This window comes from Paracoccus sp. SCSIO 75233, from assembly GCF_027912675.1.
In the GTDB taxonomy this organism is placed as follows: Bacteria; Pseudomonadota; Alphaproteobacteria; order Rhodobacterales; family Rhodobacteraceae; genus Paracoccus.
Genome location: NZ_CP115758.1, coordinates 23,698 through 50,560, shown reverse-complemented (window position 1 = coordinate 50,560; position 26,863 = coordinate 23,698). Strand labels below are relative to the sequence as shown.

27 protein-coding genes and 2 pseudogenes are annotated in these 26,863 nt (G+C 63.2%); 8 read left to right on the top strand and 21 right to left on the bottom strand.

What is annotated here, in order from left to right; all coding sequences use genetic code 11:
- The first annotated feature begins 280 nt into the window (after window positions 1-280).
- On the top strand, window positions 281-550 hold the full coding sequence (locus PAF12_RS16100) for a hypothetical protein (protein WP_036051617.1): 270 nt from the start codon (window positions 281-283) through the stop codon (window positions 548-550).
- Window positions 543-1,106 carry a hypothetical protein gene (locus tag PAF12_RS16095; RefSeq protein WP_017467933.1) on the top strand — a complete coding sequence of 188 codons (564 nt, stop codon included), beginning with the start codon at window positions 543-545 and terminating at the stop codon, window positions 1,104-1,106. Before PAF12_RS16100 ends, PAF12_RS16095 begins: the two co-directional genes overlap by 8 nt.
- Window positions 1,107-1,176: 70 nt before the next feature.
- On the opposite strand, the gene PAF12_RS16090 is transcribed toward PAF12_RS16095, so the two are convergent.
- From PAF12_RS16090 to PAF12_RS16065, 6 genes are all read right to left on the bottom strand, one after another.
- Entirely contained in the window at window positions 1,177-3,201 is a 2,025-nt protein-coding gene (locus tag PAF12_RS16090; RefSeq protein WP_027264453.1) for a type IV secretory system conjugative DNA transfer family protein, read from the bottom strand.
- Complete coding sequence (locus PAF12_RS16085; protein ID WP_027264454.1) at window positions 3,201-5,528, bottom strand: relaxase/mobilization nuclease domain-containing protein; 2,328 nt, start codon at window positions 5,526-5,528, stop codon at window positions 3,201-3,203. Before PAF12_RS16085 ends, PAF12_RS16090 begins: the two co-directional genes overlap by 1 nt.
- On the bottom strand, window positions 5,515-6,108 hold the full coding sequence (locus tag PAF12_RS16080) for a helix-turn-helix domain-containing protein (protein WP_027264455.1): 594 nt from the start codon (window positions 6,106-6,108) through the stop codon (window positions 5,515-5,517). The genes PAF12_RS16085 and PAF12_RS16080 overlap by 14 nt, the downstream gene beginning before the upstream one ends.
- A 565-nt stretch (window positions 6,109-6,673) precedes the next feature.
- Window positions 6,674-6,880, bottom strand: a complete 207-nt coding sequence (locus PAF12_RS16075) for a hypothetical protein (RefSeq protein WP_027264456.1) — start codon at window positions 6,878-6,880, stop codon at window positions 6,674-6,676.
- Between the two features lie 851 nt (window positions 6,881-7,731).
- On the bottom strand, window positions 7,732-7,977 hold the full coding sequence (locus PAF12_RS16070; protein ID WP_027264457.1) for a hypothetical protein: 246 nt from the start codon (window positions 7,975-7,977) through the stop codon (window positions 7,732-7,734).
- A 592-nt stretch (window positions 7,978-8,569) separates the two neighbouring features.
- Window positions 8,570-9,499 (bottom strand): DUF2493 domain-containing protein, encoded by a 930-nt coding sequence (locus tag PAF12_RS16065; protein WP_027264458.1) that lies wholly within the window; start codon window positions 9,497-9,499, stop codon window positions 8,570-8,572.
- 627 nt (window positions 9,500-10,126) lie between these two features.
- On the opposite strand from PAF12_RS16065, the gene PAF12_RS16060 reads away from it, so the two are divergent.
- The 3 genes and pseudogenes from PAF12_RS16060 (at window position 10,127) to PAF12_RS16050 (ending at window position 12,282) form a co-directional block, all read left to right on the top strand.
- Window positions 10,127-10,402 (top strand): hypothetical protein, encoded by a 276-nt coding sequence (locus PAF12_RS16060; RefSeq protein ID WP_027264459.1) that lies wholly within the window; start codon window positions 10,127-10,129, stop codon window positions 10,400-10,402.
- Window positions 10,402-10,737, top strand: coding sequence for a type II toxin-antitoxin system RelE/ParE family toxin (locus PAF12_RS16055; protein WP_027264460.1), 336 nt, complete (start codon window positions 10,402-10,404; stop codon window positions 10,735-10,737). The genes PAF12_RS16060 and PAF12_RS16055 overlap by 1 nt, the downstream gene beginning before the upstream one ends.
- A gap of 177 nt (window positions 10,738-10,914) precedes the next feature.
- Window positions 10,915-12,282, top strand: a pseudogene (locus tag PAF12_RS16050) (IS3 family transposase).
- A gap of 35 nt (window positions 12,283-12,317) precedes the next feature.
- Here the strand turns inward: PAF12_RS16050 and PAF12_RS16045 are convergent.
- From PAF12_RS16045 to PAF12_RS16000, 10 genes and pseudogenes are all read right to left on the bottom strand, one after another.
- Window positions 12,318-12,776, bottom strand: coding sequence for a RadC family protein (locus tag PAF12_RS16045; protein ID WP_271109759.1), 459 nt, complete (start codon window positions 12,774-12,776; stop codon window positions 12,318-12,320).
- A complete protein-coding gene (locus PAF12_RS16040) occupies window positions 12,773-13,525 on the bottom strand; it encodes a phosphoadenosine phosphosulfate reductase family protein (protein ID WP_088653016.1) in 753 nt (250 codons plus the stop codon). Before PAF12_RS16040 ends, PAF12_RS16045 begins: the two co-directional genes overlap by 4 nt.
- Window positions 13,509-13,892, bottom strand: coding sequence for a hypothetical protein (locus PAF12_RS16035; RefSeq protein ID WP_088653017.1), 384 nt, complete (start codon window positions 13,890-13,892; stop codon window positions 13,509-13,511). Before PAF12_RS16035 ends, PAF12_RS16040 begins: the two co-directional genes overlap by 17 nt.
- A gap of 23 nt (window positions 13,893-13,915) precedes the next feature.
- Window positions 13,916-14,146 carry a hypothetical protein gene (locus PAF12_RS16030; RefSeq protein WP_088653018.1) on the bottom strand — a complete coding sequence of 77 codons (231 nt, stop codon included), beginning with the start codon at window positions 14,144-14,146 and terminating at the stop codon, window positions 13,916-13,918.
- Between the two features lie 217 nt (window positions 14,147-14,363).
- Window positions 14,364-15,092: a DUF736 family protein gene (locus PAF12_RS16025; protein WP_271109758.1), complete on the bottom strand. Its 729-nt coding sequence runs from the start codon at window positions 15,090-15,092 to the stop codon at window positions 14,364-14,366.
- Window positions 15,093-15,209: 117 nt separating this feature from the next.
- Window positions 15,210-15,488, bottom strand: coding sequence for a hypothetical protein (locus PAF12_RS16020; protein WP_088653023.1), 279 nt, complete (start codon window positions 15,486-15,488; stop codon window positions 15,210-15,212).
- 81 nt (window positions 15,489-15,569) lie between these two features.
- The gene (locus PAF12_RS16015) at window positions 15,570-15,848 is read right to left on the bottom strand and encodes a hypothetical protein (RefSeq protein ID WP_088653020.1); all 279 of its coding nucleotides are present in this window, start codon (window positions 15,846-15,848) and stop codon (window positions 15,570-15,572) included.
- Window positions 15,848-16,288 (bottom strand): hypothetical protein, encoded by a 441-nt coding sequence (locus tag PAF12_RS16010; RefSeq protein WP_271109757.1) that lies wholly within the window; start codon window positions 16,286-16,288, stop codon window positions 15,848-15,850. Before PAF12_RS16010 ends, PAF12_RS16015 begins: the two co-directional genes overlap by 1 nt.
- A 1-nt stretch (window position 16,289) precedes the next feature.
- Complete coding sequence (locus tag PAF12_RS16005) at window positions 16,290-16,676, bottom strand: DUF6878 family protein (protein ID WP_088653022.1); 387 nt, start codon at window positions 16,674-16,676, stop codon at window positions 16,290-16,292.
- Between the two features lie 125 nt (window positions 16,677-16,801).
- Window positions 16,802-18,586: pseudogene (locus PAF12_RS16000) on the bottom strand (strawberry notch C-terminal domain-containing protein); the annotation flags it as partial.
- Window positions 18,587-18,709: 123 nt separating this feature from the next.
- Between PAF12_RS16000 and PAF12_RS15995 the strand changes: the two are divergent.
- Window positions 18,710-18,853, top strand: coding sequence for a hypothetical protein (locus tag PAF12_RS15995; protein ID WP_271109756.1), 144 nt, complete (start codon window positions 18,710-18,712; stop codon window positions 18,851-18,853).
- The gene (locus PAF12_RS15990; RefSeq protein WP_271109755.1) at window positions 18,831-21,272 is read left to right on the top strand and encodes a DEAD/DEAH box helicase family protein; all 2,442 of its coding nucleotides are present in this window, start codon (window positions 18,831-18,833) and stop codon (window positions 21,270-21,272) included. The genes PAF12_RS15995 and PAF12_RS15990 overlap by 23 nt, the downstream gene beginning before the upstream one ends.
- A 40-nt stretch (window positions 21,273-21,312) precedes the next feature.
- On the opposite strand, the gene PAF12_RS15985 is transcribed toward PAF12_RS15990, so the two are convergent.
- The 3 genes from PAF12_RS15985 to PAF12_RS15975 are packed head-to-tail and all read right to left on the bottom strand — an operon-like array spanning window position 21,313 to window position 24,211.
- Window positions 21,313-22,317 carry a tyrosine-type recombinase/integrase gene (locus PAF12_RS15985; RefSeq protein WP_271109754.1) on the bottom strand — a complete coding sequence of 335 codons (1,005 nt, stop codon included), beginning with the start codon at window positions 22,315-22,317 and terminating at the stop codon, window positions 21,313-21,315.
- Entirely contained in the window at window positions 22,314-23,225 is a 912-nt protein-coding gene (locus tag PAF12_RS15980; RefSeq protein ID WP_271109753.1) for a tyrosine-type recombinase/integrase, read from the bottom strand. The genes PAF12_RS15985 and PAF12_RS15980 overlap by 4 nt, the downstream gene beginning before the upstream one ends.
- Window positions 23,222-24,211, bottom strand: a complete 990-nt coding sequence (locus tag PAF12_RS15975) for a tyrosine-type recombinase/integrase (protein ID WP_271109752.1) — start codon at window positions 24,209-24,211, stop codon at window positions 23,222-23,224. Before PAF12_RS15975 ends, PAF12_RS15980 begins: the two co-directional genes overlap by 4 nt.
- A gap of 86 nt (window positions 24,212-24,297) precedes the next feature.
- On the opposite strand from PAF12_RS15975, the gene PAF12_RS15970 reads away from it, so the two are divergent.
- A protein-coding gene (locus PAF12_RS15970; protein WP_271106531.1) for an IS3 family transposase occupies window positions 24,298-25,661 on the top strand; the annotation gives its coding sequence in 2 pieces (ribosomal slippage) (window positions 24,298-24,645 and window positions 24,648-25,661; 1,362 coding nt in all).
- Here PAF12_RS15970 and PAF12_RS15965 read toward each other — a convergent pair.
- Window positions 25,651-26,274 (bottom strand): hypothetical protein, encoded by a 624-nt coding sequence (locus PAF12_RS15965; protein WP_271109751.1) that lies wholly within the window; start codon window positions 26,272-26,274, stop codon window positions 25,651-25,653. The genes PAF12_RS15970 and PAF12_RS15965 overlap by 11 nt on opposite strands.
- Before the next feature lie 122 nt (window positions 26,275-26,396).
- On the bottom strand, window positions 26,397-26,831 hold the full coding sequence (locus PAF12_RS15960; RefSeq protein WP_271109750.1) for a hypothetical protein: 435 nt from the start codon (window positions 26,829-26,831) through the stop codon (window positions 26,397-26,399).
- Between the last annotated feature and the right edge of the window lie 32 nt (window positions 26,832-26,863).

The following is a 26,863-nucleotide window of genomic DNA, read 5'->3' as shown; positions in this document are numbered from 1 at the left end:
CCTTTGCTGCCTGCTGGGATCATGACAGACAGCATGAATGGTTTTGCGTTGGTGGCATCGTGCCGCGTCTGGGGACGGCACACTGCTACAGGATCAGACGCAACGGCATCCGCGCCGGTGTTTCTGTCTGGGACGTCCGTCCTGTATCCCGTTCTCACATCAAAGCATTTGACGGCAAGCTTCCTATGGGAAATTGCCGGTAGCGGACAGTAAATTGCAGCGACGTTTTGCTGAGCTATTAACTTGTCACTTGACAATTTAAGAAAGTGGGGTATCTAGGGTGCCAAGGAAGAAGCACACGTCAAAGGAAATCGAGGCCGTCATCCAGGAGCTCGAAGAGCTGGGATGGGACCTTATTGAGGGCAAGGGGCACGCGTGGGGGATCCTCCGATGCCCGGCCAACGATAAGGATTGCCGCTGTGGCGAGTTTTGTCAGATGTCTGTCTGGTCGACCCCGAAGAATCCACAGCAGTTCGCGAAAAAGATCCGACAGAAGGCCCTGGCCTGCGTGAAGCTTCAGAAGAACGACGAAGGTAATGCCAATGGCTGAAGAATTCGAATTCGAACTGGTCTTTGCACTCCCCGACGGAGAGCACGATGCGTTTTCGCTCTCTGACGCGATCTTCGAGGCGGGTTTTGAAGATGCGCTCGTGGGCACCGGTCACGCCGGTCTTCTGGGTGTAGAACTGGAACTTGAAGGGGATGAGGCCGAGAGCGCGATCCTTGAAGCGGCGCGGGCTCTGATCAAGGCGCTGCCGCAAGGCACAGTCCTGCGCGAGGTCCGTCCCGACCTGGTGTCTCTCGCGGATGTCGCCGAGAAGCTCGAGATAAAGCGACAGGCGCTCCAGCAGCGCAAGATGCCCCTCCCCGTTGCGGGTGGCCTCTACCGCATCGATGAAATGATCGAGGTTCTGATGGAGGCCGCAAACCCGGCAAAGGGGCAGCGTCGTCCGCGCTTTAACCTGGCTTCCGCCGCGAAGTGGTTTCGTGCGGGCCCCGCGGCCCGCAGGGTGAACGCCCAGTTGACGATGCGTGAGATCGACCCTGCGACGATTGAGCGAGCCCCTCGACCAGAGCGCGACGACCCTGGCTTTCTTCACCCGTGACAATGGTCGGCTCAAGGCCGTGGCCACAAGACACCATCGCGACATTCTTTCGTGTCGCCCGCATGGCGGCTCAGCCAAGCCCGAATTTCTCGCCCGTCTCGCTGACGTTTGCTTCCGAACCGGACATCTCCGCCTCCAACCGCTCGAGATCACTCACGGCGTCCTGAACTCGGGCGACGTCGTTTTCGGACGCAGCCTCCACCTCCAGATCTGCCTGCCGCCCGAACTCCATCTCCATCTGCCGCTGATCATCCGCAAGAACAGCGGCGCGGCCGCGCCGAGGCGCTTGAGCCGGACCGGACTCAAGGGGTGCAATCCCTCCGCCTTCTGTTAGCCCCATCCTGGCCTCGAAATCACGTTCCGTGAGACCTGACCCCCGCGGCGCCGTGGGCATCGCCCTGACGCTCAGGGGCAATTCCCCCATCGGAGGGACCGGCCCCGTCGGGAAGGGTAGCTCCCCCTCCTGGGCGGCATGGATGCCCTTGAAGAATGGGTCCTCGAAATACACCACGCGCTTGGCCCGGACCGGCATCTGGGCGTCCACGACGACGACGATCTCGTCGAGCGGCAGGCGCCGCGCCTCATCCTCGGGCAGGAGCGACACCTCCTCCGTCCGCTCCGATTGGCTGCGGCCCTCGAACGGGTTCTTCCCGACCGCGCGGGACCGCGTGACGACGGTTTTCGTGGTCTTGCCGACCGCCTTGCTCAGCTCCTCGACGGTCTTCTCGTCGGAGGGCGTCAGGTAGAGCTTGATCCCGGCGTTGCCCTGCAAGGCGCGCCGCGTGTTCTCGCCGTAGATCTCGTCGATGGCCGGGATGGTCTGGGTCACCACCGCGAGATGCCCGCGATAGGCGCGCAGCACCTCGATGCTCTCGGCCACGATCGGCATCTTTCCGAGCCGGTTGAACTCGTCGAGCATGATCATAACCGGCCAGGGCTCGTCCGGACCCGGTTCCTTGTCCTGAAGCGCCGACAGCAGGTCCGAGAAGAAGAGCCGGATCAGAGGTGCGAGGGGTTTCACCATGAGGGGCTGGACGACGAGGTAGACGCTGAAGGGTTTCTTGCGGATCGTCCGGAAGTCGAAGTCCGAGGTCGCCGTCGCATCGTCGATCGCCGGGTTCTGCCATTGATCGAGGCCCGAGGTCATCAGGAGCGAGACATAGGATGTCAGCGTATCGTTGTTGGTGGACGCCAGCCGTGTGAAGATCAGCCGCGCCGCGGCGTTTTGGACCTCATGGGCGCGCGCGAGATATTCCTTCTGCTTCTGCCCGCCCGAGGCGGCGATGCGGTATATCTCGCCGAGCGTCGGCCTGCGGCGTTGGAACGCGAGTAGCCCGGCCGCGACGAAGAGATCGATCCCCCCTTTGAGAAGCCCCTGAACACGGTCGTTGTCGTTCTGCAGGAAGAGTGTGGCCAGGAGCTGCAACTCCATCTGCTGGCGGGCCGGGTCTTTGAGCTCATAGATGCGCAGAAGTGGGTTGTAGCGATGCGTCCGCCTGTCCTCCCAATCCGTGGGCGCGAAGCGGAACACTTCGTCACCCTGCGCCGCCCGGTGGCGGGCCGAGGCCTCGAAGCATTCTCCCTTTACGTCGAGCACCACCGCTGAGCCCTGCCAGGTCAGGAGGTTCGGAATGACGAAGCCGGTGGTCTTGCCGCGCCCGGTCGGCGCTACGATCAACGCATGGGGAAAGGTCTTGGAACACAGGAACGGCGCACGCGAGCTTGGCTTTCCAAGCTTGCCGATCACAAAGCCCGTGCCCGGCGCGCCGAAGAAGCCGTTCCGCTTCATCTCGCGGCGGGTCTGCCAATGGGTATAGCCGAACCGGGTGAGCGCCGAGCCCGACATCGCAAGGCTCATCATGAGGCCCGCCACCCCGGCCCCGCCCATGATCAGGTTGATCAGGCGGAAGTCGTCGGGACGGGCGGCCCCGATGGCGCGGTAGTTCTGCACGATATAGAAGAAGTCGATCTCGGCCCGGAAACCCAGGTCCCGGAAACTGATCACGGCCGAGGCGATGACATAGCCGATCGCGATAGCGACCAGTGTGACCAGCGCGACGCCGAGGGCGAGGCGGCCCTTCCCTACCCCTCCCATCAGTGCGTCTCCCCGCGCTCGGTCTCGCCATCGACAAGATCGGCGCGGTGGAGCTCGAACTCGCGGTCGGCGATCTCCTCGACCACGGCGCGGGTCGCCTCGCTGTTGGCGGTGGCCGCGTCCGACTGCAGGTAGGTCTTCGCGGCGTAGAGCCGATCGAGACGGTCTTCGATCTGGGTCTTCAGCACGTCGACATCCCCGTCCCGCAGCCGGTCGATCTGCGCCGCGTCGAGCTCGCGCTCGACGGCGTCGCGGTAGGTCAGTCGCTGACCGTCGTCCTGGAACGGCGACTGCAGATTGCCGGCCCGTTCATGGTCGACGACCCGCCGGATGTCCGGATCGGCGATCGGTGCCCCCTCGACAGCGTCCCCCTCGCGCGCGTCCGAAAGCCGCCCGTCGCGCAGGTCGAGCGCCACCTCCCGCAACTCGTTGTCGCGGCGGACCTGGTTGAGGGCCTCGGTGTCGCGCAGATCGGTGACGGAAGCATAGGTCGCGCCAAGCCCGCGGGCGAGATGCGACGGCATATCGGGATAGCGCGCGCGGAACTCGTCCGTGACGGCATCCGCAACGGGGGTCCGCGCGTCGCGACCTTCCATGATCCGGTCGACTTCGCGGGTGATCTCGCGGGCCCGGGCCTCGTCGGTGATGCGCTCCCGGTAGGGCTCGGACCGGTCGATCACGTCGCCCGGGCGCGCGAGCAGTTCGGGATGCGCATCGAGGTAGCTGCGTTGCTCTTCTTCGATACGCCGCTCCGCGCGGGAGACGATCTCCCACTCCCGCGCCTCGATCTGGTCTTCGGTCAGACCTTCCGAACGCATGTCCTGGCGGATGGCGCGCTCCATGTCCTCAGTGGCGTCCCGATGATAATGGACCCTCTCCGTCACGGTGCGATCTTCCACGACACCGTCCTCACGCAAGACCCCTGCCCGCTCCAGCGCGACGCCGAGCTGGACATGGGCCCGGTTGAGGGTCTCGCGCGCCGTCTCCAGATCCGCGCGGCGCTCGAGGTTGAGACCGTCCCTCTCGGCCACCCGCGCCAGATCGTCAGCGATCCATTGCCGCTCGAGCGCGGCGTTCTGCGCGCCGGTTTCCATCCGGGCGACCACCACGGACGAACTGATCCCGGTCCCGCGCAGCGCGGTGTCGACCTGCGCCCGCACCTCGGGGTCTCGCAACCGGTCGAGCCGGGCCGCATCGATATTGGTCTCGGAATAGACCCCGCCCTCCGAGGGCTTTTCGGTCAATGTCACGGATCTGAGCCCTAGCGGCTGCATATGCGCGAGCCGCGACTGGATCTCGTTGAGGCTGCGCTCGAGCCGCGGCCGTTCGGCCTCCGGCTTCGCATCGATCATGCCCTGGACGCGCGCGACCTGATCGGCATAACGGGTCCTCAGATCCTCGAACGATTGCTCCTCTGCCATGTAGACGCCTCCTTCCAAAGTCAGCTTGCCGCCCTTGGCCAGAAGCTCTCCCGAGCGGAACAGGGCATCGGCGATGTCCTCGCGGTTGTCCGCAGAGGCCTCAGCGGCAAGCGAGTGATAGATGATCCGGGTGTTTGCGATCTCTTCGAGGGCGCGATCAAGATCGGCCCCGACCCGTGGCCGTGGCTCCGCGGCCCGCCCCTCAACCTTGGCCGCATAGACCTCGCGGGTGCGCGGCGGGTAGTGCACGACACCCCGATCGAGCCGCCGCGTGGCCTCCAGACGCACGCCGAACCGCTCGGCCTCTTCCACCATGGCGAGGCGGAAATCGTCGTAGTTGAACCGGTGATCGCGACCCAGGAAGAAGAACTCACCCTCCTGCGACCGGCGATTCAAAACTATATGTGCGTGGGGGTGATCGCGATCCTCATGCACCGCGATGATGTAGTCGAAATGTCCCTCTTCGGACTGAAAGAACCGCTCGGCGACATTGGCGGTGATGTCGCGCACGTCCTCGCCCCGGGTGCCGATCGGATAGGACATCAGCATATGCGTCGTCTGTCCGAGCTTGGGCTTGAACCCCGCACTCCAGCGCTTGGCGAACCGCTCCGTCAGGTCCTTGATCTCCGATCCCTCAAGCCTCGTCTTCCCATCCAGGAACCCGCTGCTGTCCACGATATGCGAGGACTTGGTGGTGAGGTAATCAAGCTGGTTCATGAGCTGGGATTTGGAATGCGTGCCCCCGCCCCGGATCGCCTTGAAGACCGCCGCACGATGCCCCGCAGCGGCGCGCACGAGCTGCCTCTGCCGGGACGCCTGCAGCCCTTGCATCGAGCCCCGTATCCGGCTCCAGCCATCCCGGAAGATCTCTCCGGTGACGTCATGGACGGCATCATTCAGCCGCATGGGCGAACTCCCTCAGAGCGGCAGTGGCGGAGAGCCGCATCCCATCCCGACGACGGCGCAAAAGCAGGTCGATCTCGTCAGCGGAATCGAGGATGAACCGCGCCAGCGCACGCATCTGCACGAGGCGCAGTTCGGACAACTCTGCGTTCGGCGCGGAGCCTTCCCCCTGCCCCTCCCGGCTGGCTTTCATCATCTGCTTGGCGACCTGCACGACGCCGTTGCCGACCTCGTGCAAGGAGGCCCGGTAGCGCGCCATCTCAGCCGCCAGATTCGCGTCCGGAACGAACGTTCCCCCCGCCGCCTGGATCAGCCGCCGGACCCCCTCCGTGCGGGTCTCGATCCCCGCCGCGGACAGCACCTCATCCAGCGCAGCAAGCTCTTCTGGTGTCAGCTTCACCGTCACCGCGGCCGTCGCCACGGCCGCATCCTTCTGGCGTTCTTCGTCCGCCTTCAACGTGTACTGGATGGCCCGCGGCGTGACCCCGAACCGCTCCGCGAGCGCGGAAGTCCCCACACCTGCTGCGGCCTCACGGATAATCTCCGCCCGCTCCGTCTGTGTCAGTCTCTTGGTCCGGCTCATACGAAGAAAGCCCCCCTATTTCCTGCCACCTTCATTCAAGGTCGCCTTCATCATACGAAACTATATTTACCGGTCAATACAATATTATTGCAGATTGCCCCCAGGCGACCTTGAATTCCGCTTCGAGCCGAGCACCGCAGGTGCGAGGCCCGGCCCGAAGGGCCCAGAAAACCCGACCATCTCCAACCGCACCTCGGCCGCCCGTTGTCATGCCCGCGCCCGAGGGTCTGGCCGAACACGGACCCGTGTTCGGACGGAAGCGAGGGGCGGCGCATCCCTCCACCGACGGGGCTGACGGACAGGGTCAAGGGCGGCCAGATTTGGCTCGGCCCAAATCTCTGCCGGAAAAACCGGCGGGCGTAGCCCGACTGTTATTCCGGATGGCCCCCTTGAGGCTGGCCGGCAGACCTGTTCCAGGCGATCTCTGATATCCCCCGTCAGGACCGCTTGCGGTCCTGACGCCTTCCCGGGGACGCCGGCCGAAGGCAGGGGTTCCCGGGTACAGCGCAGCCTTCCCTGAAACAGGGAAAGGGCCGCCCCTAGGGCGGCCCATCTTTGAGGCGGACTATTCCTGCGGTTCCTTCGCGCTCGGCGGGAACATCACCAGCTCCTGGACCGCGACGGGGAAGTCGAGTTTGAGGCTGAAGAACTCCGAGCCGTCCCCGTTGCGAGTGTTGCGGAACATCGCGCCGACGCGTTGGAAGCGGGTGCGCTCCTGACCTTCGTTGTCGGTGAACTTGACGGGAACGGTGGCGACGTAGTGGTTGGTCATTTGGGTCTCTCCTTTTTGCGATGGGGATCACCCGGCACGGGGGGCAAGGGAGGTCCGCAAACACAAATGCGGAGGGTCCGCGCGCCCCGCGCGTGGAAACCGTATTTGTGTTTGCCGGAGCGTGAGCGGAGGGCACGGACCGCCCGACCCCGTGCGATCCACATCTATGAGCAAAGAGGGGAGACCCAAATGTGCACCCCGCTCCTCAGCCGCCATCGGTCCTGTCGAGTTATGTCAGACGTGACCAGGTCCGCCCCCGCTTCCAACGCGTCGGCGCGATGGTTCGCGTGCGCCCGATCGGCACGACCGCGATCGTCTGCCTCAAGCTCGGCTTCCCCGTCGCCTGTGTGGCGATCCGGGGCGGTGATACAGCCGCAGGTCTGGCAGCAGAGTTGTCGGCCCGGACGGGTCGCCGTCATCGGGCGGCGCGGTCGATGCGCTGCGCCCGCCCCAGCGATCTGCACCCGGACGGGCGGATCGCGGGGTTTCTGGCGCGCATGAGGGCAACCCCGCCGGCTGGCTCCGTCAGGAGACCGCCGCCGGGGTATGCCACTCAGCACGTCCAGGGGCCTCGTGTTCCGGGTGGAGGCCGGCACGGCCGGAACCTGCGAGCGCGGTGACGGCGGTGCAACCGCCGGCAGGGGCCCGGCATGACCGACGATCGATCACCACCGACCTTCATGTTATTTGCGTCTGACTGAGGGGCCACAGACAGTTGAGGAGCGCAGCAGCCCCGCCCGGCCTTAGCCGGGCGGGGCTGCACTTATGGATGGTGTCGCAGTCGTCGAGAGCGTGGAAGGGTTAGAGAGAGGGATCACCGGGCGACGGGGCCGCCCGATGAAAGGTACTGTTCAGGCGAAGAGAGACTCGCTGAGGTGCGAACAATGCGCACAGGCCTCCCGCCAGTGGAAATTGACGCTCCCGCCATCGATAGTCTCCCAATCGGTCCGCAACGCGTCTTTCCCGCAGGCGACGCAGGGGACGACATGGCCGCCAATATCGTGATGGTCTTTCCCGGTGGAAGTTCCGCGCTGCGACGTGCCTGTGCGGTCGCAGTGTCGGCAAAGGTCGTCCTCGGTCTTGTTCTCGTCGGTCATGATCTCATCTCCAGATGTTCGTGGACCACCACGTGAGTGTGGTGGCATGGCCGAATGCCTGGTTGCCGAAACTGTCCGGGTCAGGGACGGCGCAGCCGCCGGCGTGCCGGGCGCAAAAGTTTTCCGGGCGCATCGCCCACCACGGGGGCGTCATCGAACACTGGACCGCCCTCTCCTCCCCGGCCCCCCTAGCCGAAAAGTTTTGCGATCCTTGACGCGGACGGGTTCGGGGGCCATCCGGAGGATATGCTTCCGCACTCATGTGTGTGTGATTAACGACAGGTTTGCCCGACGCGAGCAGGCAAAGGGTGCTGCCCGGACGCGGGACACGAATGGAGCGGCGGGATCGTTTTGCCCCGCAAAACAGACCGGAGCGTAATCCGGTGGAGCGGCCGGGGCGCGACGTGCTCGCGAGACGGGCAAACCGGGACGCCGGGTGCTGCGCCGTGGTGAGGCCGCATGGCCGAATGCGCGATCGGCCTCAGGCCGATACCTCCACCGCGACTTGGCTTACTGTGCGGAGGAGACCGCCAGTTTACGGGCAGGCAGATGAAAACGACGAAAGGGCCGCCCAAAGGCGACCCTCTCTCATTCACGCGTCTGCCGTCTTCTTCGCCGGATCGGCGACCCGCATCACCGTCAGGCCTTTGGCTTCCGCCTTCTGCCCGAGGTTCAGTGCGACCCCGTTGCCGCCGAAGAGCACGACCCCGGTCGCGGCGAACTTGTCGTCCAGCATCTCGTCGTTGCATTTGAAGGGTGCTGCCCGCCCATGCGCGGACCAGCGCGGATCGAAGCGCGCCTGCGCGACGCCACGCGCCCGAGCCCACCGGGCGGCGATCATCTCGGCCCCGTGCTTGCCACCCTTGTGGCAGAGGAAGATCTCCTGGTTGCGGTTCTGCCGGATGCGCTCGCGAACCTTGTCGAGTGTCGTGAAGATGACGTCGATATCGGTCCAGTCGGTCGCCCCCGAGACGATCAGGGGAACCCCCTCGACCTTCGACTTCGCGGCTGTCTCGCGATCGTGCTGTTCCAGCAGCTGCCGGGCCTCGAAGACCGCTCCGGTCTCCTGAGCGCGAGCACTGGCGCGCGATCCCGCGGCCGGGATGAAGGCGTGGCCGGTCTCGACCTCGTAGCATTCCGCCGCCGCCTCGCTCATCACCTCGATGGCCCCGACGATCTCGCGGACCTGCAGGAAGCGGGCCTGCGCCTCTTCGAGCGCGGTCTCGGCGATCTCCGACCCGTCATGGGATTTTGCCAGGGCGCCGATCTTGTCAGCGGTGCGGTCAAGCTCCTTGCCCAGAGCGATCTTGCGGCGCTGCAGAATCGTGGCGAGCCCGTGCGCGAGCGGTTCGATCTCGGTCTCGAGACCGGTGCCGCGCAGCTGGCCAAGCAGGGCCTCGAAAGTCTCGCGGACGATGCTATCGGTCAGGACGTGATCCTCGGGGATGGGCAGCTCCGCGTCTTTCTCCGTCAGGCCGAAAAGTTCGATGGTCTCGTAGGCATTCGCGTTCTCGTATGTCATGTTGGTGTCTCCAGATGTTCGGGGAACCACCACGTGAGTGTGGTGGCATGGCCGTACGTCTGGTTCACCGAATCTGTCCGGGTCAGGGACGGCGAAGCCGCCGGCGCGCCGGGCGCAAAAGTTTTCCGGGCGCATCGCTCACCACAGGCGCGTCATCGAGCACTGGACTGCCTTCTCCACACCCGCCGGCCTCGCCGAAAAGTTTTGCGATCCTTGAGGCGGGCTGATTCGGGGGCCATCCGGAGGATATGCTTCCACGCTCATGTGTGTGTGTTTTGACGGCAGGTTTGCCCGACGCGAGCAGGCAAACGGCGCGACCGGACGCGGGAGACGGATGGAGCGGCGGGATCGTTTTGGCCTCTGGCCGAAACAGACCAGAGTGCAATCCGGCGGAGTGGCCGGGGAGCGACGTGCTCGCGAGACGGGCAAACCGGGGGCCTGGGTGCAACGCCGCGGTGAGGCCGCATGGCCGAATGCGCGATCGGCCGACGGCCGATATCTCCCCTGCGACACGCGCAGCCGAGCAGGGGAGGCCGTCAGGCATGGGTCGGTTCCCTCGGTCGGGGCTGACCGGCTTGCCAGATGCCGCGGATTTCAGTACTCTATTGGAGCACCAAGGAGTCCGCCATGAGCGTTCAAAAGCAATCCGTCAGCTTTACCGATACCGCCTACGCGTTCGCCAGGGAGCTGGTCGAAGCCGGAGAATATCCCAATGTGAGCGCGGCGGTTTCGGGGGAACTGGCGAAGGCCAAGGCAGAACGTGAGCGCGAACGGGCGGTGCTAGAAGCAGAACTTGAACGGCGTCTGGCTCTGCCGCTCGACCAATGGGAACCGGTCGGCGACGCCTCCGACGTCACCGCTGGCGCGCGGGCGCATCTGACCGCAATGACCCGCAAGGCCTGATGCAGTTCGTCCGGCATCCGTTCTTCGAGCGGGATCTCATCGGCATCGTCGATCACATCATCGAAGTCACCCAGGGCGACTCGGGAGCAGCTCTTCGGCGCCTGGATGAGGTCGATGCCTTGCTGCGATCCATTGCAGACAACCCGACATCTGGCGTGCGGCTTGAAGGAAAGCTCGAAGGCTGGCTCGTGCGACATGGCGGGTCCGGCCATCGTCTGACCATCGTCTTCAGGCCGGGTGTCGAGGCGGGTATCATCTACCTCACACTTGTTGCCTTTGGTGGACGGAACTGGATGAGGCTGGCGTCCACCCGGCACATGTTCCCGGATTTCTAGTCACCCATCATCCCGGCCGCCCGCATGCTGAACGCGTTCTTCTCCCGTCCGAAACCGACGATGATGTGATCGTGGATGACAATCTCCATCACTGTCCCCCGTCAGCGGCTATGGCACAGATTTGAGGTTGTGATTTAAGGAGGATTTGGGCTTCGTCGTAGTGACGAAGGAACGAAGATGAAGCCCAAATCCTCCAATTCAAAATCGCCGACCAAGCCCCCTGCAGATCGGGTGGTCAAGGACATCCGGCGTCAGACCCGCCGCCACTTCTCGGCCGAAGACAAGATCCGCATCGTGCTTGAAGGTCTTCGCGGTGACGACAGTATCGCCGAGTTGTGCCGCAAAGAGGGCATCGCGCAGAGTCTGTACTACAGCTGGTCCAAGGAGTTCATGGAAGCCGGCAAACGCCGCCTGGCCGGGGACACCGCCCGTGCGGCGACCTCCGGTGACGTGCAGGACTTGCGCCGCGAAGCCCGTGCGCTGAAGGAGTGCGTGGCGGACCTGACGCTGGAAAACCGCTTGCTTAAAAAAAGCATGATCGCGGATGGGGGCGACGACGAATGAGGTATCCCGCATCCGAGAAGCTGGAGATCATCCGTATCGTCGAGCAGTCGCACCTGCCGGCCAGGCGGACGCTGGACCAGCTCGGCATTGCCCGCCGGACCTTCTACCGCTGGTATGACCGCTACCGGGAAGGTGGGCCGGAAGCGCTGGAGGATCGCCCTTCGGCACCGAACCGGGTGTGGAACCGCATTGGCGAGGACATCCAGGACCAGATCGTCGAGATGGCGTTGGAGGCGACCGACCTCAGCCCACGCGAACTGGCCGTGCGCTTCACCGACGAGAAACACTACTTCGTGTCGGAAGCCACGGTCTACCGGTTGCTCAAGGCCCATGACCTGATCACCAGCCCAGCCTATACGGTAATCAAGGCGGCCGATCAGTTCCACACCAAGACCACGCGGCCGAATGAGATGTGGCAGACCGACTTCACCTACCTACTTCAAGATCATCGGGTGGGGCTGGATGTACCTCTCGACGGTGCTTGACGACTTCTCGCGCTACATCATCGCCTGGAAGCTATGCACCAACATGCGGGCCGAGGACGTGACCGACACGCTGGACCTCGCGCTCGCCGCCTCGGGCTGCGACAGCGCCACCGTTCTACACAAACCCAGGCTGCTATCGGACAATGGCCCCAGCTACATCGCGGGCGAGCTGGCCGAATACATCGAGTCCAACAAGATGAGCCATGTGCGCGGCGCGCCGTGCCACCCGCAGACCCAGGGCAAGATCGAGCGCTGGCACCAGACCCTGAAGAACCGCATCCTGTTGGAGAACTACTTCCTGCCCGGCGACCTCGAGTCCCAGATCGAGGCCTTCGTCGAGCACTACAACAACCAGCGTTACCACGAGAGCCTGGCCAACGTGACGCCTGCCGATGTCTACTTCGGCAGGGCACAGGCCATCATCAAACAGCGCGAAAGGATCAAACGAAAAACCATCGAATATCGGCGCTTGCAGCACCGCAAGCTCACAGCCTAACATCAAATCCCAGACGAGGCCCGCTCTCCGCTAGTCTACGCCCCAATCTGCGCCAAATGTTCTGACGACGGACACTCCATCACCTTGCAGGCTTCAACGATCTTCCGGGTGAGATCGATGTCGGCCTGGCTCGGATGCGGATCGCCGGACGGATGGTTGTGGCACATGATGATGGCTGAGGCATCAAGAACGAGAGCCGAGCGGAGCACCTCGCTGACATAGACCGGAACGTGATCGATGCTGCCGCGGGTCATGACCCTGTCGCGGATCAGCTTGTTCTTCCGGTCCAACAGCAGCACCCGAAACACCTCGACCCGTTCGTGGACGGCGTTCAGAGCCAGGAAGTCAGTCAGCATGGTCCAGGACTGCAAGGCTGCGGTCGAGCGCGCGTGCCTGCGCAGGATGGCGCGGGCGGCGTCGATGGTTGCGATCTCGGCTTCGGAAAAGCCGAGTGCGGTCCGTTCGGCGATCTCTTTGGGGTCTTGCACGGTCATGCGGCCTCCAATCGGTTGAGCGTTTCTCGGAGGCTCGTCCCATCGGGACGCAGGGTGTGGCCGATCTCCTCTTCGAGCGCGATGTAGGTGGAAAGGAGATCTGACCTCAGTCGCGCGGCGCATTGCAGATCGGCGAGGGAGGACATGATGCAGAAGCTGCAGGACAGACGGGACATGCCGCGGCCATAGGCCCAATGCGGCTTCTGCCCCGCCGCGGCGATGGTGCCGAACACCTCCCGCCGTGTCAGGCCATGGATCGGCAGCCAGTCGATCCAGGTCCGTCCCGCCACGCTGCCCCGGGCGTTCAAGCTGACGACAGGACGGCTTCGGCGTGCGGCGCTTTCCTCACCGCGCATCCCCATCGCACTGACGATGCGCCCGGCGAAGCGGGGGTTGGCCGCGAGATAGCGGCGCAGCTCGCGCTCGATCGGACTGCGCTTCTGGTCGGAGGTACATTGGCGATATCGCGGGGAGGGGAATATACCCCGCGCCCGAACCATCTCGAAGAACGACCGGCGGGGTCGTGCGATCACCAGCGGCAGGCCGAAGGTGGTCTTCCTGATATGGCTGATGGTTCCCGGCCATTCCACGTCGCCGAGGGTGGCATGGACGATGAGGAGCTGGTCGCGCGGGATTCCGGCCTCGACCAGCCTGATCGTCATGGCCTGGCTGTCCTTGCCGCCAGAATGGATGATCGCCACGAGGGCGCCGCGCTCGATCATGTCGGTGATGTCAGTCGGAATGCGCATCGGAACCTCCGAGCATGGCGGTCCAGTTGTCCCCGGCGGGCATCTGGTCCTGGCGTTTCAGGACGGCGAGACGGTTCATCAGATCCATGATGACCGGCGTGGTCGGGTGATCGGCGCGATGGCCTCTCTGCGGCCGGGCGAGACTGGGACGTCCATATTTGAGGAGGTGAAGCGCCGTCTCGAGCGATGGGACATGCGTCTCGCGGTCGATGAGTTCGCGGGGCAGAGCCGCCGCATGGGCGGCGTAGGCCCGGTTACGCGCCGCACTCAACTGGCGACTGCCGATCCAGTGAACCGCATCGACCCACTGGCTGACGTCGGACCAGACAAGGCGCGTGCCGGGCGTGGTGTATCTATACTGTGTCATGGGAAGCCCTCCTTCTTCGGCACTCAGATCATGCCAGCGATGACGAGGCCGGATTTCATGGAAGGGCGGCCGCAGACCTCGCAAAAGCCCGCGCGCTGGTCGGGTTCGAGCTCGGCGGTGTGGTCGCAATCGGGCGCAATGCAGATCGCGGGCACGACGCTGCACTGCGCGTAGTCCTCCAGGAAGTCCACGACATCGGCATAGCCTTCGGCCTCGGCGAGCGTGACCAGCTTGGGACGGGTGAGATTGAACATGCGTCTAGTCCTACTGATGGGGTGATACGAAAAGAGGGGAGCCGCGCTGTCGCGGCTCCCCTCACGGGACCTGCCTCTTGCGGACAGGGGACGCTGGCCGACTGGAGACATGCCGACAGCGCTCCGTCAGGCCTGTTTCATGGGAGGAGGATCAGGCCTGCACGGGCGAAAGCGCCCCGGTTGCCCGGAGCGCCGGTTCTGTAGCAGTCGCTGCCTGTCAGCCGACCAGGGCGAGCCCGGCGTTGTCCGACCGGTCCTGGCCTGCACTCTCGACGAAGGGAATGATCGAGAAGGTCTGACCGCCCCGCTGCTCCTCGTTCTGCACGGCGTTCACCCGCAGATCGCCATCGGGCGTATTGATGAGGAGCGAGACATAGTCGTTCCCGGTCCGGTTGCTCTTCGCCATCCAGGCCGAACCCACACGGATCGGGTGGCCGCGCGGCGAGCTGACCTCGATCCGGTAGTCGGGATGGGTCTCCTCGGTCTTGAACTCGTTCTCGATCAGCATGAAGTCGAGGTCGAACATCATGTTGGCGATGTAGCCTGCGAACGCGTTGTCGGCATCCATCGCTGTCAGTTCGCCCGAGATCGAGCCGGATTTCATTGTGCCGTTCGACACAAGCGGGATGATCTCGTACGCGCCGCTCTGCGCGTCGCGGGCCTCCTTGGTCTGCACGGCGTTGACCCGGAAGGGCCCGAGGCCGACATCGATCTGCATCGAGATGTACGGATTGCCGGTGGTGTTGCCGGTCTCGTTCCAGGCCGTGCCGATGCGCACCTTGCGGCCCGACTTGTTCACCGCGGTCACGTCAAAGTCCGGGCTCCGCTCGGACATCTTCGTCCGGGTTTCGAGTTGGATGGCAACATCGAACCGGGTCGAATGGATTATGCCGGAATAGGCGGTGGCTGCGGTCTCGGCGTTCTTGGTTAGGGTTCCTGCGAACATGGGTCTTCTCCTTGGGTTTGCCGCTGCCCGACACTTGGCCAGAGCACGCGGGATTGCTTTTCGACCCCTCATGGGATCGCAAAACCACAAAGCCCTCTTTCCTTTCTCTCCTGACCCTCAGCACGGCCCGGCGCTGGAAGAGGTGTCTGGCGTTGCCCCGCGCACTTCCCTCCCCTTCTCCGCCGCGGCACCATGGCGCGGTTCCGATATGAAGAAGTCGGCCTCGGCTCCGTTCAGCCTACGGCCGCTCCGGTCGGTCAACCCGATCGTGCTGCCGTTCGGCACAAAGGTGATGAGGTATTGGCCGAGGCCGTCCCGATGCACCCGGTAGCCCTCGTTCGCCCAGTGGACGGATTTGCCGGCATCCACGGCGGCCTTGATCTCCGCGACGTTCATCTGGATCTCCATTTCAGTATTGGTGTTGGAAACAAGAGAGGCCCGATCCGTGGATCGGGCCTCTGTGCAACCGCGATTGACCTACCAGTCGAAGACCTCGAGATAGGGGGCTGGCGGGACGTCCCGATCGAACAGGACGTAGTCGCACCCGGCATCCATCGCCAACGCCATGACCGCCCTGAAGGCGTCGCAGTCGACGCCTTCAGGCATGTCGGCGAGGGTTTCAGGGACGGAGAACAGCCAGCCATACTCATTCTGCATGCTCGGCGGTTTGGCAAAGAGCCCGTTCTCGATAGCCTGGACGGTTTGTTCAGGCAGATGTGCGGTGCTGCAATCGTAGAACCTGCGAACGTTGCGCATCAAGATCCCCTCGCCTCCATCCAGTCCTTGAGGCCGAGGATCGTCTTGCCCCCAGCCACCTCGCCCAGCCATGTCGTCCGTGGATCGCCGACGGGTTCATGCGCTTGCCGGTCGATATGCCCGTTGGCCATCCAGGGCTCGGGCTGGATCCGTCCGAGCCAGTCGGCGAGGCTCGGGATGCGGCCCTGACAGTCTTCGCGGACATGCTGCTCGCCGATCCAGCGGATGGGAATCTCACGCCCCGCCTCGTTGGTGAGCGAAAGCCCGAAGACCCGTTCGGCCTCGAAGATACCTTGCGTGTGATGGCGCAGAGCAAGGTGAGTGAAGATGGCGAGATGCTCCTTGGAGGCATCGAACCAGTCGTGAACGGCCTGATAGTCGGATGGCGTTCCGCCGAACTTCCGGGCCGAGCTTTCGGCATGATGGAGGGGATGGGCCATGTCAGAGACCCTCGTCACGGCTGTGGGAGCACTCGACATATCGGTCGGCATGATCCAGCGCGATGCTGTCGGCGGTGACATCCCAGGTCAGCGTGCCATAGCCGCCCTCGTTGTTCTCGAACCCCGGATGCTGGTGATAGGCGACGGACCAGGCGAAGTCGCCGAGCTTCGTGGAGAGTTCGTCAGGGAGCGCAATGCCTGCGGGCTGCACCGTTACGTCTTCGATATTGCCGGAATCGCCGTAGCCTTCGTATTCGGCGGTGACCTCGGTGATGCCGAAGCCTCGCAATTGCGGGAGCAGCTCGTTTCGGGTGGCCTTGTTGGCGGCTTCGCGGTCGGCATGCCATTTTGCCATCGTCTCGGCGAAAGTGGTCTCGGAGTTGGTCATGGGTTTTGTCCTCTTGTCTGGGATTGGGGAAGGCGCCGAGGGGTCTGGAGACACGCCACGGCGGCGGAACGCGACGGGGCAAAGCACCCTTCCGCGTTCCCTCGACCCAAGGCCCACTTTCCCTTTCAGGCGGCTCGCTCCGCCGCGGTTGGAGACCCTTCCCCCACGATCCGAGCGAGGATGGCGACGGTATCGACGCCCTCCCCGTGCGGCACGAAGACCCGAAGCTGGAAGGCGATGATCTCGGTGAAACACCCGACCGCCTTCAGACCCTCGATGGCACCCTTATCGGCCCCGTCGATCTCGAGGCGGGCCGCGCCCGCGACGCGGCGGCGGGTGAGCGTGAGACCCCGGCCCAGATCGACCGGCGCGGTGGATCCGAGCGCGGCCGTCAGCATGTCCTGCGAGGTTTTCGGTGTGCCGACCATGAACCGCGCACGCAAGGCCGCGGCGCCGTCCTCGCTGACGGTCCGGCCGATCATGCTCCCCCGCCCCTCGGGCGTGACTCGGTAGATGCGCTCATTGCCTGACGGGATGTCCTTCCAGATCGGCAGCAGCAGCCCCGTCAGCAGATAGAGCTTCGTCGTGGTGGTTTTGGGGAGGCTGTCGGCCTCCTCGTCCCAGAGGCGCAGGAACTCCGGCGGCTTGATCTCCTCCCAGGCAGAGTTGGCGAACCTCCCTTCTTCGACATAATTCGACCCGCTCGGCCGCGTGACCTTGCGCATGAGCGTGACGATCTCCTCGTCATACATCTGCATCGGACGCGACGAGATCAGCGCCGCGCGTCCGGAAGCGCGGTTGATCATCGGCAGCTTGTCGGGGTTCCGGTCCAAAGCCTCTTCGGCCGGGAGGACATGGACGGGGTCGGTCACTTCGAGCCCGATGATCCGCGTCACCGCGCCGGAACGCGGACAGGTCCAGAGATCCTCCCCCGAGACCTGTTCGATCTTCTCGCCACGCAACGTTTCGACGCCGAGATCGAGCGTGCCTGCGGCCCGCGCCCGCTCGGTCTGGTCGGCAATCCGGGTCATGAACTCGGCAAAGAGCGCGTTCTGCATGTGGATCGGCAGGGCCAGCACCCGGTTGAGGAAGCGCTGGATTGGCGGAAGCTCTTCGAGCAGCACTCCGTCCTGATCGATCAGCCGGAGCGCGGTCCAATCCGTAAACTGCTCATAGCTCATCGCCCCGGCACGCCCGGCGGCGAGATCGGCGTAATAACCCCGGAGCGCGCCCCGGGCGATCGGGCTTTCGAGATTGTCCTCCTCCCGGAACATGCCCTGCGAGCCGGTCTCGCGCTGCCCCTTGGTGAGCGCCCCCAGCTGATCGAGCCGCCGGGCGATGGTGGAGGTGAAGCGTTTCTCGCCATGCACGTCCGAGGTGCAGACCCGGAAGAAGGGCGCGCTGACCTGGGCGGAGCGATGCGTGCGCCCGAGCCCCTGGATCGCGGCATCGGCCCGCCAGCCGGGTTCGAGCAGATAGTGCCGCCGCCGCTTCTGGTTCTTCGCCGTCTGAGCGGCGTGATAGGACCGGCCGGTTCCGCCGGCATCGGAGAAGATCAGGATGTCCTTCTCGCCATCCATAAAGGCGCGGGTTTCCGCGGAATTGCTGCTGGCGGACCGCTTCTCGATGAAGAGGGCACCGTCGCTGGATTTCAGCGGACGGACGGAGCGCCCGGTCACCTCGGCCACGACCTCATCCCCGAAGGCCCAGAGGATCTGGTCGAGCGCGGCGGGGATCGGCGCCAGGGCCATCAGTTCCATCATGGCAGCATCGCGCAAGGCCAGCGCCTCGCGCGAGACGACCAGGGCGCCATTCGCATCCCGGAGCGGTTCGGCCACGACATTCCCGTCGATTTCCACGAGCTTCTGGGCATGGATCGGGAAGGCCTGTTCGAGATAGGAAAGCACATAATATGCCGCGTCACCGTTATGCGGAGTTCTGGATTTCAAGTTGTTGTTCTGGTGATTCATTTTCGGGTTTCCGCTTTGGATAATCATGATGCCTCTGCTCTCAATCGCAGAAGGACATCCCCCATGAACTCCCCCTCGAACTCTCCGCTCGGCGGTCCGGCCGAAGAGCGGCCGGATCTGCTTACGCCTGTCGCTTTCGCGCTTTATGCTGGACGGGGCGGAAAGGTCTGGGTGGAAATCGCAGGTGGCGGACAGAAGCAACATTGAGGCGGAGTTGGCGCGGGTTCGAGCCCGTCTGGCTGATCTGGATGTCGAACGAGCGCAGCTTCAATGCGACGTTGCAGCGCTAGAGGCTCGTCTCGCTGCAGAGCACGTGCCAGCAGTAAGACAATCCTCATTCGAGAACGCCCCTGTCACTAATTCATCGCCATCGCTCGACAAGGTCAAGCTGTTCCGACGGCTGTTTGCCGGTCGGCCTGACGTGTTCCCAGTGCGATGGGAAAACAGAAAGACTGGTCGCTCAGGGTATTCGCCCGCCTGCGCCAACGAATGGGTGAAAGGGATCTGCGGCAAGCCGAAGGTCAAATGCGGCGAATGCCCCCATCAGAAGTTCATCCCGCCGAACGAAAGCGCCATAGAAAAACACCTGCGCGGCGACGATGGTCGGGGCGGGGATTTTGTCGCCGGCGTCTATCCGTTGCTGCCCGGCGATACATGCTGGTTCCTGGCGGCAGATTTTGACAAGGCGTCCTGGGCTGAAGACGCCAATGCGCTGCTCGAAACCTGCCGGGTGAAAGGTGTGCCCGCAGCGCTGGAACGTTCGAGGTCGGGCAACGGAGGCCACGTCTGGATCTTCTTCTCCGAACCGGTCTCGGCCCGTCTCGCGCGCCAACTCGGATCGGTCCTGATCACGGAAACGATGGAAAGGCGGCCAGAGATCGGCTTCGCCTCCTATGACCGGCTGTTTCCGAACCAGGACACCATGCCACTTGGCGGCTTTGGCAACCTGATCGCGCTGCCGCTTCAGAACACCGCGCGCAAGGTGGGCAACAGCGTCTTTGTCGATGCGGAAATGCGGCCATATGATGATCAGTGGGCCTATTTGTCTTCCTTGCCGAGATTGACGATGGCTGCGCTGACAGAATTGGTTGAAGCGGCGGAGCTTTCCGGGCGAATGCTGGGTGTGCGCATGCCGGTAGAAGACGAGCAGGCAGATGAACCGTGGAAAATGCCTCCGTCACGCCGCAGCCCGCCGCGTCGGCTGGAAGTGCCCATCCCGCTGACCATCAAGGTGACAGTTGCTGATCAGATTTACATCGACCGGTCCGGCCTTCCATCGGCCATGATTGCCCAACTGGTGCGTTTGGCCGCGTTCCAGAATCCCGAATTTTACCGGGCACAAGCGATGCGGCTGCCGACATTCGGAAAGCCGCGCATCGTGTCCTGCGCCGAATTGCATCCCCGGCACGTCGCGTTGCCGCGTGGCTGCTTTGACGAGGTGGCCGGGTTCCTCTCCGATCACGGTGCGAAGGTCGGCCTGGAGGATTTGCGTGAGGAAGGCACCGCAATACCGGAGACTGTGCGGTTCCGCGGTGATCTCCGCCAGCAGCAGTCGCGGGCGTTTGATGCATTGGCCGAACACGATACCGGCGTGCTGGCAGCCACCACCGCCTTCGGCAAGACGGTCGTGGCCTCGGCGCTGATCGCGCATCGCGCCCGCAACACGCTGGTTCTGGTTCATCGTCGGGAATTGCTGAGCCAATGGGTCGAACGGCTTGGCTCGTTTTTGCAGATCGATCCCAAGCTGATCGGCACCATCGGCGCCGGAAAACGCAAACCTACCGGTGTGATCGACGTGGCACTAATCCAGAGCCTCGTTCGCAAGGGTGAAGTTGACGACGTGGTTGCCGATTACGGCCATCTTGTCGTCGATGAATGCCATCACCTGTCCGCTTCAAGCTTCGAACTCGTCGCGCGCAGATCGAAGGCGCGGTATGTCACCGGATTGTCGGCGACTGTCGCCCGCAAGGACGGGCATCACCCGATCATCTTCATGCAATGTGGCCCAGTGCGTCATCACGTGAGTGCCAAATCGCAGGCCGCAGAAAGTGGCCTTCGCCATCGGGTGCGGGAACGTCACACGAGATTCCGATTGCCGGAGGCACTCGCCATGGCCGAGCGCCCGTCCATGCCTGCAATCTATGCGGCCCTGGCGGAGAATGAGGCCCGAAATGATCTGATCTTCGATGACGTGCTGAAATCGCTGGAGGCCAAGCGCTCGCCGATTGTTCTGACCGAACGGAAGGACCATCTCGACTATCTCCAGCAGCGGTTCTCCAGGTTCGCCAGGAATATCGTCGTTCTTCGGGGCGGCATGTCGGCAAAAGACCGGAAGGCGGCGCATGCGGCGTTGAGCGTTGCCGATGATGAAGAACGGCTGATCCTCGCGACAGGGCGGTATATCGGCGAGGGCTTCGATGATGCGCGGCTCGACACCCTGTTCCTGACAATGCCGATCGCCTGGAAGGGCACGCTGGCGCAGTATGTCGGCAGATTGCACCGGCGGCATGACGACAAGAAAGACGTGCTGGTGGTCGACTATGTCGACAGTTCCGTCCCGGTTCTCGCCAGGATGGCGGCGAAGCGACGAACAGGTTACCGGGCTCTCGGCTATGTCATGGAATAGCGCCCCGCAGAAAGCGGGACGCCATTTATTGCCTGAGCGTTCAGGAACGTTGCGCAGCGACGGCCAGGATCTGCATCAGCTTGTCCGAAGGCTCGCGGAACTTGCCGGGCTTAATCAGCGGTGCGTGATGCGCCTCGAGAAGCGCGAGCTTCTCGGTCGGGTCCGCACGCAGATACATCTCGGTCGTCTGGATGCTGGCATGGCCAAGCCAGAGCGCGACCTTGCGGATATCACCGGTGGCCTGCAGAGTATGCATCGCGCAGCTGTGCCGCAGCACATGCGGGGTCACATGTTTTGCGGCAATCGACGGTGTCGAGCGTGCGGACGTCGCCACATGCTGCCTCAGCCGGTACGCAAATCCGTCCCGCGTCATTCGTCGCCCGTCGCGGTTCAGAAACAGTTCCGGGCCGACTTGACCGGGCCGGATAGCCAGCCATGCGCGAATGGCGTTTTGGGTCTCCTTCCAGAGCGGCAGCACACGCTCGCGCCGCCCTTTGCCCAATATCCGCACGCTGGAAAACGACCGGTCGGGAAAATCGTCCATCCGCACCGCGAGTAATTCGGATGCCCTCAACCCCGCTGCATAGGCTAGATGCAGCATGGCGCGGTCCCGCAATCCGCCCTGAGTGTGGCAGTTTGGCGCGGCAAGCAAGGCGCGGACTTCTTCCTTGGTAAGATAATCGATCAACTTGGCGTCTGTTCGCTTGGTCGGCATGGCCCGGATCATCATCGCCTGTTCAAGGCAGGCCGGATGGCGATGTTCGACGAAACGGAAAAACGATTTGATCGCCGCCAGTCGCGCATTGCGGGACCGGACGGAATTGGCACGTCCTTCTTCGATGTGTTCGAGGAATGCCCTGATCGTCTGAATGTCGAGGTCTTCGATGAAAAGTTCCGATGGGGTTCGCCGGAGCCGCCCGGCGACAAACCGCAGCAAGAGGGTGAAAGCACGGGCATAGGCCGCGATGGTATGTCGGCTTGCGCCGCATTCATCGGGAAGATGGGTTTGCAGGAAGGCTGAAAGGTTGGGGGCGAGCGGTGTCATGCCGCACCTCCGATCCAGGTCTCCTCGGCGGTCGCCGCAATCATCTTCAGAAGAACCGGCGTAGCCTCAAGGTACCAGTAGGTGTTGGCGATATCGGCATGTCCGAGATAGGTGCTCAGAGCCTTCATGTGCCGCAACACTGCCTGCGGGTTGTGCCCGCAGGACTCCAGGGATCGCACGGCGAAGGTGTGGCGCAGATCATGCAGCCGGGGTCCGGGCCCTGTCGGATTGCGGTACCCAAGCTGCCGGACGATCCGAACGAAGACCACATGGGCCCGTGTTTTTGTCGGGGCATGACCATGACCAAGAACGAAGAGATCGTCGTTCGCGTTACGCACGGCCGCGCGGGCTTCGAGATATCGTTCCAACGCGGCACGTGTCGAAGTATGTATTGGCACGAGACGACTCTTACCAAATTTGCCGCTCCGGACCATGAGGCCCTCCGCCGAAAGATCGTCGCATTGCAGGGACAGTGCCTCGGAAATCCGCAAGCCCGTCGAAGCGAGCAGCCCGAACAGGTTATGGTACGTCAGCGGGCTGATTGGCGACAAGCCGGGCACCAGAAGCGCTTCCTGCATGATCCGACTGATCTGATCTCGCGTCAGAATATGCGGAGCGGGCCGCCTCCGCCGTGATCGACCCAGAAGCCCTATCGCCGGCATCTCGTGCTGCGCATCCTCCGCATGCAGGAACACCGCCAGTGCGCGGGCGCGATCGAATCGGGCCTGCGCGGCGTCCGGCGTTGCGGCTCCGCCGGCCCATTCGAGGATCAGTGCTACTGTCAGATGCGTGATGGATCGTTCCGCGGCAAAATCCGCGAAGGCGCGCAAGGATACCTCCTGCGCAGTGAACTTCTTTCCAAGAGCTCGATTGAATTGGACGAAGCGATCAACGTGGTGATGTATCATGACACGTACCCCGGCCATGGTTGCGCCACGTCTGCCAACATCTCGATGTCGACCTTGGCATAGATCGCGGTGGTGTCACGCGAGTTGTGGCGCAGAGCGACACCGATCTGGTCAAGATCCGCACCTCCCCGCAACCAAGCGGATGCCAGCGAATGGCGAAAAACATGGGAACCGGTGGGCAAACCAGTAAAACCTCCACGGTTCAGGATACGGGCGATGATCCCCGCGATCTCGGCAGAGGATCGCAACGGGGTGAAAGGAGCCTGGGTTCGGAGAAAGACCCGGTCTGTGGCGACAACAGGACGCGCATCCTCGATATAGGACAGCAGTGCATCACCGGCATCCTGCGGCAAAGGCATCATCACGCCACGTCTGCCCTTTCCGTGCAATCGTAACCGGCTCGCACGCCAGTCGATATCGGCCAGCCGCAACTGCCAGATGTCTCCCGCACGCAGGGCCAGCCGAGCGAGGAGGAGCAATATAGCGCGGTCGCGGATCTCGACAGTTCTATCGGCACGACAAGAAGCAATGATCTCTTCGATCTTCGCCGTGGGGATCGTGCGCGGGAGGGTCGATAGTTTGCGTCGAACTGCCGGGGGCACAGCATGGAGCAGCGACGGGGCGCATGCACCCTGGAGGATTGTAAAGCGTAGATAGGCGCGCAGCACGGTGACCGTCATGCGCACGGATGACCGGGACCGTTCTTCGCCCTGGTCCAAGACGATCGAACGGATGGCCGCCGCATTGTAATCTTTTGGTGTTGCACCAAGGCGATCCAGCCAGCGACCAGCTTCGTTCAAATAGCGCCGTACGGTCTCGGACGTCACCCCGCGCTCGCGGCGTAACCACTCCTCAAAGCCGGTCAGACGTGGGTCTTTTGCAGAGGCGCGGCCAGGTGCTTCGGGCGGGATCAGGCCTTCGTCAATCAGGTGTCGAACAAGCGCACGGGCACCTCGCTTGCGGTTTTTGTAGTGAGACGCCAGCACCTGTCCCCCGTCAGCGGCTATGGCACAGATTTGAGGTTGTGATTTAAGGAGGATTTGGGCTTCGTCGTAGTGACGAAGGAACGAAGATGAAGCCCAAATCCTCCAATTCAAAATCGCCGACCAAGCCCCCTGCAGATCGGGTGGTCAAGGACATCCGGCGTCAGACCCGCCGCCACTTCTCGGCCGAAGACAAGATCCGCATCGTGCTTGAAGGTCTTCGCGGTGACGACAGTATCGCCGAGTTGTGCCGCAAAGAGGGCATCGCGCAGAGTCTGTACTACAGCTGGTCCAAGGAGTTCATGGAAGCCGGCAAACGCCGCCTGGCCGGGGACACCGCCCGTGCGGCGACCTCCGGTGACGTGCAGGACTTGCGCCGCGAAGCCCGTGCGCTGAAGGAGTGCGTGGCGGACCTGACGCTGGAAAACCGCTTGCTTAAAAAAAGCATGATCGCGGATGGGGGCGACGACGAATGAGGTATCCCGCATCCGAGAAGCTGGAGATCATCCGTATCGTCGAGCAGTCGCACCTGCCGGCCAGGCGGACGCTGGACCAGCTCGGCATTGCCCGCCGGACCTTCTACCGCTGGTATGACCGCTACCGGGAAGGTGGGCCGGAAGCGCTGGAGGATCGCCCTTCGGCACCGAACCGGGTGTGGAACCGCATTGGCGAGGACATCCAGGACCAGATCGTCGAGATGGCGTTGGAGGCGACCGACCTCAGCCCACGCGAACTGGCCGTGCGCTTCACCGACGAGAAACACTACTTCGTGTCGGAAGCCACGGTCTACCGGTTGCTCAAGGCCCATGACCTGATCACCAGCCCAGCCTATACGGTAATCAAGGCGGCCGATCAGTTCCACACCAAGACCACGCGGCCGAATGAGATGTGGCAGACCGACTTCACCTACTTCAAGATCATCGGGTGGGGCTGGATGTACCTCTCGACGGTGCTTGACGACTTCTCGCGCTACATCATCGCCTGGAAGCTATGCACCAACATGCGGGCCGAGGACGTGACCGACACGCTGGACCTCGCGCTCGCCGCCTCGGGCTGCGACAGCGCCACCGTTCTACACAAACCCAGGCTGCTATCGGACAATGGCCCCAGCTACATCGCGGGCGAGCTGGCCGAATACATCGAGTCCAACAAGATGAGCCATGTGCGCGGCGCGCCGTGCCACCCGCAGACCCAGGGCAAGATCGAGCGCTGGCACCAGACCCTGAAGAACCGCATCCTGTTGGAGAACTACTTCCTGCCCGGCGACCTCGAGTCCCAGATCGAGGCCTTCGTCGAGCACTACAACAACCAGCGTTACCACGAGAGCCTGGCCAACGTGACGCCTGCCGATGTCTACTTCGGCAGGGCACAGGCCATCATCAAACAGCGCGAAAGGATCAAACGAAAAACCATCGAATATCGGCGCTTGCAGCACCGCAAGCTCACAGCCTAACATCAAATCCCAGACGAGGCCCGCTCTCCGCTAGTCTACGCCCCAATCTGCGCCAAATGTTCTGACGACGGACAACCCTGTCGCCATGCTTGGTCATCTCCCCGCATCGGCATTCGTGCCGCGCAAACTGATCGATGGTTCCGTCACCGATTGCCGTCACCGGGACTCGCTGCTGGAGGACCCATTCGGCAAAGTGGCTGGCGTGGCTGAGCAGTGTTGTGCATGACACCTTGCTGTAGCCTGCGATGTCGAGCTTCTTCCCAAATGCCTCCAAATGCGCGCCGAACCGCGCCGTGTCACTAGGAATCGCAATCATGCCGGTCTCTTCGAGATATCGAAGAAACCGCCGGGTATAGGTGGCGTACATCGGGCTTCGCAATTGATTGGGGCTGTAGCGACCGCAGCGGCAGCGGTGTCGAAGAAACCTGCCAATAGCCGACGCGTCGAGGTCACGGACAGGGACTTTCCGCGCCTGCGCCCACTTCAGAAAGTGACGGGCAGCGCTCAACGCGCCCGGGGAAAGCCCGGGATTGTCGGCGTGGTACGCGGCGACCAAAGCGACGTTGTCGGCGCCATCGCGCGCACGGCGTTGAGAGTTCGAGGGGGAGTTCATGGGGGATGTCCTTCTGCGATTGAGAGCAGAGGCATCATGATTATCCAAAGCGGAAACCCGAAAATGAATCACCAGAACAACAACTTGAAATCCAGAACTCCGCATAACGGTGACGCGGCATATTACGTCTTATCCCGAGCTTGGGATAAAACGTAATCCCGAGGCGTCAACGCGCCCTCGACCAGCTCGTCTTCGGGGTCCATCGCTTCAAGCCGACGCTTCAACAAGCTCTCGCCCGTGGAGACCACCTGGATCACGCAGGCAAATCCCTCGGCCAAATCATTTTCAATGGCACGGATGACGGTCCGGGCCTTCATGCCCATCAGCAGGTGGTTAAAGAACCGCTGCTTGGTGCTCTCGAACCGGGATTTGGCCGAGGCCTTGGCGGCCGACGCGTTGGTCTGACCGGAGACATCATTGACCCCGGTCGCGGTCAACGCCGCCTCGAGATTGTGATGGATGGTCCGTAATCGCGAGGACGCGATAATGCGAAGGTGTCCGGGATTCATTTTTGTTTTCCTTGGCTTCTGGATATCAGCGCGGGCTTTGCTGCGCATTATTTTGATTGCAAACCTCGGCGGCTTTCCAA